The sequence below is a fragment of the uncultured Campylobacter sp. genome (assembly GCF_938040115.1).
Taxonomy (GTDB): Bacteria; Campylobacterota; Campylobacteria; order Campylobacterales; family Campylobacteraceae; genus Campylobacter_A.
Map to the genome: position 1 here is coordinate 1 of NZ_CALHXD010000020.1, position 6096 is coordinate 6096.

General features: G+C 48.1%; 7 protein-coding genes. All 7 read left to right on the forward strand.

Going from position 1 to position 6096, the window contains the following annotated elements; genetic code table 11:
* The coding region (gene pglE / locus Q0314_RS00920) for a UDP-N-acetylbacillosamine transaminase (RefSeq protein ID WP_298055470.1) at nt 1–1062 on the forward strand (1062 nt) is incomplete at its 5' end.
* Complete coding sequence (gene pglF / locus Q0314_RS00925) at nt 1063–2841, forward strand: UDP-N-acetylglucosamine 4,6-dehydratase (configuration-retaining) (protein ID WP_298055473.1); 1779 nt, start codon at nt 1063–1065, stop codon at nt 2839–2841.
* Nucleotides 2842–2843: 2 nt separating this feature from the next.
* On the forward strand, nt 2844–3740 hold the full coding sequence (locus Q0314_RS00930) for a PDC sensor domain-containing protein (RefSeq protein ID WP_298055476.1): 897 nt from the start codon (nt 2844–2846) through the stop codon (nt 3738–3740).
* Nucleotides 3737–4348, forward strand: coding sequence for an imidazole glycerol phosphate synthase subunit HisH (gene hisH / locus Q0314_RS00935; protein ID WP_298055479.1), 612 nt, complete (start codon nt 3737–3739; stop codon nt 4346–4348). The genes Q0314_RS00930 and hisH overlap by 4 nt, the downstream gene beginning before the upstream one ends.
* A complete protein-coding gene (gene hisA / locus Q0314_RS00940; RefSeq protein WP_298055491.1) occupies nt 4348–5058 on the forward strand; it encodes a 1-(5-phosphoribosyl)-5-[(5-phosphoribosylamino)methylideneamino]imidazole-4-carboxamide isomerase in 711 nt (236 codons plus the stop codon). Before hisH ends, hisA begins: the two co-directional genes overlap by 1 nt.
* Nucleotides 5059–5124: 66 nt before the next feature.
* Nucleotides 5125–5490 carry a chemotaxis response regulator CheY gene (locus Q0314_RS00945; protein WP_039888294.1) on the forward strand — a complete coding sequence of 122 codons (366 nt, stop codon included), beginning with the start codon at nt 5125–5127 and terminating at the stop codon, nt 5488–5490.
* A gap of 13 nt (nt 5491–5503) precedes the next feature.
* Nucleotides 5504–6096: 50S ribosomal protein L11 methyltransferase (locus tag Q0314_RS00950; RefSeq protein ID WP_298055488.1), on the forward strand; the 593-nt coding region annotated here is incomplete at its 3' end.

The following is a 6096-nucleotide window of genomic DNA, read 5'->3' on the forward strand; positions in this document are numbered from 1 at the left end:
CACATGAGCGGCAAAGAGCAAGAGTACATAAACGAGGTTTTTAAGAGCAACTATATCGCGCCGCTTGGCGAATACGTGAATAAATTTGAAGCAAGCGTGGCAAACTATGCGGGCGCGCAGGATGCGCTGGCGCTAAATTCCGGCACGTCGGCGATCCACTTGGCGCTAAGAGTGCTTGGTATCGGCGCGGGGGACGTGGTGCTAGCCTCTACGTTTACCTTTATGGCGTCCGTTAGCCCGATACTTTATCAAGGTGCTACGCCTGTTTTTGTCGATAGCGACGAAAGCTGGAATCTAAGCCCCGAGCTACTAAAAAAGGCGATCGCAAACTCGCCTAAAAAGCCAAAAGCGCTCGTCGTAACGCACCTTTACGGTCAGGCGGCAAAGATGAAAGAGATCTGCGAGATCTGCGAGCAGGAAAATATCGCCGTGGTCGAAGACGCGGCCGAGGCGCTGGGTGGCTTTTATAACGGCAAGGCACTAGGCACGTTCGGACGACTGGGCGCATATAGCTTTAACGGCAACAAAATCATTACCACAAGCGGCGGCGGCATGCTAGTGGGCGAGAAAGAGCTCGTGGAAAAGGCGAGGTTTTACAGCACGCAAGCTAGGGAGCCCTTTTTGCACTACGAGCATAAAGACTACGGCTACAACTACCGCCTAAGCAACGTCCTTGGCGCGATCGGAACGGCACAGATGGAGGTGCTAGAGCAGCGCGTGATAAAAAAACGAGAAATTTTTGAAAAATATCAAAAAGAGCTTCCTGAGCTTGAGTTTATGCCCGAGATCGCAAATTCTCGCGGCAACCGCTGGCTAACGACCGCGCTCTTTAAAGAAAAAGGCGCGCATTTGCGCGTAATAGACGCACTCGCTAAAGAAAACATAGAAAGCCGTCCGCTTTGGAAGCCGATGCATATGCAGCCGGTGTTTGAAGGGGCGCTAGCGTTCACGGACGGCACTAGCGAGGAGATGTTTGCGCGCGGTATCTGCCTGCCTAGCGGCACTGCGATGGGGGACGAGGAGTTTGCGCGAGTGGTAAAAATCGTAAAGGAAAATTTATAAATGTTTAAAGCGACGAAGCTAAAGCGGCTTGCGTTTTTTCTAACCTTTGACATCGTGATATTTGTCGCGTCGTTTTATCTGGCGTATCTGCTTAGATTTAGCGGCGTGCTGCCTGATTATTTTAGAGGCGGACTGGTCGCGGGCTGCGCTACGATGGTGGTTTTAAAGCTATTTTTCATGTGGCTTTTTAAAATTTACAAGGTGCCGTGGAGATTTTTCGGACTAAACGAAGCGAGGAAAATTTTCCTCGTTCATCTTTGCGCGATAGTTTGCTTTTGGATCGTTTATTTTGCGATGCCCGCAGTTTTTAACCCGTTTCCTCGAAGCGTGGTTTTTATAGACTTTATCATCTCGTGCTTGCTAATCGGAAATTTAAGGATCGCCAAGCGTATGTTTTTAGACTTTTCTAAAAAGCCGCACACGGGCGAGCCATGCGTCGTTATCGGCGCTACGTCAAAGGCGCTTCATGTTTTAAAGGGGCTTAGGCAGGGCTATATCGATCTATATGCCGTGGGCGTGGTAGACGGCAGGAGCGATCTAGTCGGCACTTATTGCGACGGATTTTTGGTGCAGCCAAAGAGCGAAATCGCAAATTTGATCAAAGAATACAACGTAAAAACCGCCATTATCGCGCTTGCGCTAGGTCAAGACGAGCTAGCGGAGCTTTTTGACGAGCTTACGGCTTACGGTATCCGCGATATCAAGATTTTTTCTATGTTTGGTACCGGTAAGGACGCCATCAAGGATATCTCGATCGAGGATCTGCTAGCTAGAAAGCCAAAAGACCTAGACAGCAGCGCGGTGGAGAAGTTTTTAGGCGGTAAGGTCGTTTTGGTTACGGGAGCGGGAGGCAGTATCGGTAGCGAAATTTGCAAGCAGTGCCTCAAATTTGGCGTAAGCAAGCTAATCATGATCGATCACAGCGAGTTTAATCTCTATAAAATCGGCGAGATAACTCACAGCGACAAAACCGTGAGTAAGATGATAAATATCGTAAACGAGGCCGATCTGCGCGCGGTTTTTGAGGAGTTTAAACCGCAGATCGCGATCCACGCTGCAGCTTATAAGCATGTGCCGCTTTGCGAAGCAAACCCGAAAGCTGCTGTCGTAAATAACATAATCGGCACTAAAATTTTGATCGATTTATCCATAGAATACGGCGTTAGCAAGGTCGTGATGATCTCGTCCGATAAAGCTGTGCGCCCGACAAACATCATGGGCGCGACTAAACGCGTGTGCGAGCTTTACGCGCTAAACTCAAATTTGCCGGCTAAAACCGAGATCGTCGCGGTGCGCTTCGGTAACGTTCTAGGCTCAAGCGGCAGCGTAATACCGAAATTTAAAGAGCAAATCGAAAATAATAAACCGCTAACCGTCACGCATCCTGATATCACGAGGTACTTTATGCTGGTTTCCGAGGCCTGTCAGCTCGTGCTTCAGGCCGCCTCGATCGCAAAGGGCGGCGAGCTTTTCGTGCTTGATATGGGCGAGCCGATAAAGATCGCCGATCTAGCTAAAAAGATGCTGATTTTATCAAACAAAGAGCACCTAGGCGTCGAATTCGTCGGCCTCCGCCCGGGAGAGAAGCTTTACGAGGAGCTTTTAATCAATAAAGACGACGTAAAAACCGAGTTTCAGTCTATTTTCGTGACGCACTCGGGCGAATACGACGTGGCTAAACTAAACGAGCAAATCGAAAATTTAACGCACGCGGACGATGTCGCGGCGGCGCTCAAAGAGATCGTGCCGGAGTTTAATCACGCGCTAAATAAGGAATAAATTTGACGCTACAAGATATACAGAGGTTTTCGGAGTTAAGATATAAGGCTAGAGCCTATATATGCTATCTTTTTAGTAAAAATTTGCCAAACAGGCTGCCGGGGGTAAACGCCGAGTCGATAAAAAGCGGCTTTGATAAAATGGCTCACGAGATAGAGGGTTTTGACGCGTTTTACGTACTTGACGCAAACGGCGTGCAAATAGGCGACGCCGTGAGCCTAAACGAAAAATACAAAGCCGGCGGCGGCGAAAACTGTAGCAATAAGTCTTATTATTACACCGCGGTGCGCGAGAAGCGCTGCGTGCTAAGCGACCCGTATCCGTCCTCGCTCACGGGCGAACTGTGCGTGACGGCGTCCACTCCGATATATGATGATAAGGGAGAGCTAAAATTCGTCGCGTGTATCGACGTTTCGTTAGAAAATATCCTAACCATCGTCTCTCATGGCAAGCTAGAGAGCTACTTTGGCAAATTTCTTAAGGTCGTTTACGCCGCGTTTTCGGTCGCGCTTTTTACCATAGCCTTGTTTTTGTTCGCCGACGCGCTCAAGGGGCTTTTGGCTAATGATCTTTTAAATATCGAAGTAGAAAAGATGTTTGAGCACACGATCGTGCTGACGCTGGCGCTTGCGATCTTTGATCTGGTTAAAGCGATATTTGAAGAAGAGGTGCTGGGTAAAAGCAAGCGCAATGAAGATATGGAAAACAAAACGATGATTAGATTTATCGGGTCGATCATCATCGCGCTTGCTATCGAGGCGCTGATGCTCGTGTTTAAATTTGCCATCACGGCGCCCGATCACATCATAAACGCGATCTATCTCATCGGCGGCGTTGCGATATTGATGATCGCGCTTAGCATCTATCTTTTTGCTACCAAGCAAAGGAGCTCGCATTGATCGGCATCATCGACTACGGCGCGGGAAATTTAAGAAGCGTTTTAAACGCGTTTGAGAGTTTAAATTTAAAGGCGAAACTCGTCGGTCGCGGCGAGGAACTGGGTAAATTTGACAAGATTATTTTGCCTGGCGTCGGAGCTTTTGGCGAAGCGATGGATAAGCTAAAAGATAGAAATTTTATCCCCGCGATAAAAGAGGCCGTAGCCGGCGGAAAGCCGTTTTTGGGCATTTGCCTGGGTATGCAGCTGCTTTTTGAGCAAAGCGAGGAGTTTGGCGTAAACGAGGGGCTCGGGCTCGTAAAAGGGCGAGTGGTTAAATTTGACCCGTCCAAATTTGACGCTCCGCTAAAGGTGCCGCACACCGGGTGGAATACGATAAATTTTACCAAGCAAACACCGATAAATAAGGATCTAGCGGCTAGCGAGTATTTATACTTCGTGCACTCTTATCACGTAGTTTGCGATGATGACGCGGCGCTTGGCTTTACCGAGTACGGCTATAAATTCGTAAGCGCGGTGTGCAAAGATAACATTTTCGGTTTTCAGCCGCACCCCGAAAAGAGCCATGAGACGGGACTAAAAATTTTACGAAATTTCGGAGAGATGTGATGGAAATTTTCCCTGCGATAGATTTAAAAGAGGGTAAGGCGGTTCGGCTTTTTAAAGGCGAAATGAGTAGCGCGAAAATCTACTCGGACGCGCCGTGGGAGCTAGCCAAAAGATTTGAAGATATGGGCGCAAAGTGGCTTCACGTCGTCGATCTTGATGGGGCGTTTGCGGGCGAAGCGGTAAATCTAAAAACCGTAGAAAAGATCGCAAAAGCCGCAAATTTACAAATCCAAATCGGCGGCGGGATACGCGACGAAGCGCGAATAAAAAGCTACCTTGATAGCGGCATAACGCGCGTTATCTTGGGCTCGGTAGCGCTAAAGGATCCGAATTTTACTAAAGAAATGGCGCAAAAATACCGCGTCGCCGTCGGCATAGACGCAAAAGAGGGCTTTGTTGCCGTGCAAGGCTGGGCGGAGGTGTCGCAGATGAGGGCGACTGAGCTAGCGTATAAATTTGCCGGAGCCGGAGTCGAAGCGATAATCTGTACCGACATCTCAAAAGACGGGACTCTTAGCGGCGTGAACGTGGAATTTACATCGCAAATCGCAAAAGCTAGCGGCATAAATACGATCGCAAGCGGCGGCGTAAAAGATATCTCGGATATCCAGGCGCTAAAGCACGCGGGAGACGTCTACGGAGCTATCGTAGGCAAGGCGTACTACGAGGGGACGCTTGATCTAAAAGAGGCCTTTAAACTGGGTCGCTAAAATTTTAAAGTAAATTTAAATATAAAATTTGCTAGAATTGGATATTTTTTAAAAAAGGATACGATTGTGAAAATACTAGTAGTCGACGACAGCTCTACTATGAGAAGAATCATAAAAAACACCCTGCAAAGGCTCGGACATCAGGAAATTTTAGAGGCCGAGCACGGAGTCGAAGCGTGGCAAATTTTGGGTCAGCACAGCGATATAAACGTGCTTATCACCGACTGGAACATGCCTGAAATGAACGGCCTTGAGCTAGTAAAAAAAGTCCGCGCCGAGCAAAAATACGTCGATATGCCTATCATCATGGTAACGACCGAGGGCGGTAAGGCCGAAGTCATAACCGCGCTAAAAGCAGGCGTCAATAACTACATCGTAAAGCCGTTTACGCCGCAAGTTTTAAAAGAAAAACTTGAAGACGTTTTGGGCTAAAAGAGCGTAAATTTTGAAAGATAAATTTTACGAGCTTGAAGTTCTTTGCTCGCAGGAGCTTCGCGAGCTTTTCGAAGATCTTGTTTTTTCTTTGGGCGTTACTTGTACGCAGGAGACTGCCGGCGGGTTTATCGTGCGGGACGAAGACGAGCTAGACGAAGTGGAATTTGGCCTACGAGAATACGCAAAATCTCTGCAAAATGCGCTTGGCCGCGAGATCGAATTTAAGATAACAAAAAGTCAAAAAGAAAATAAAGACTGGCTAAACGAATACAAAAAAAACGTAAGACCGATAGAGATCGGCAAAATTTACATCCACCCAAGCTGGGAAGAGTCTAAAGACGGGTTTGAAAACATCATCATCGATCCCGCGCTTGCCTTTGGCTCGGGTCACCACGAGAGTACGAGCGCTTGCATAGAGTATCTGCAAAAATACGCCGCAAACGGCATGAGCGCGCTTGACGTGGGCTGCGGAAGCGGGATACTAAGTATCGCTCTAGCAAAACTAGGCTGCGTCACGGATGCCTGCGATACGGATGAGCAGGCCGTGCAAAGCTCGCAGAAAAACGCCGAGCTAAACGGGGTTAAATTTAATCAAATTTGGAC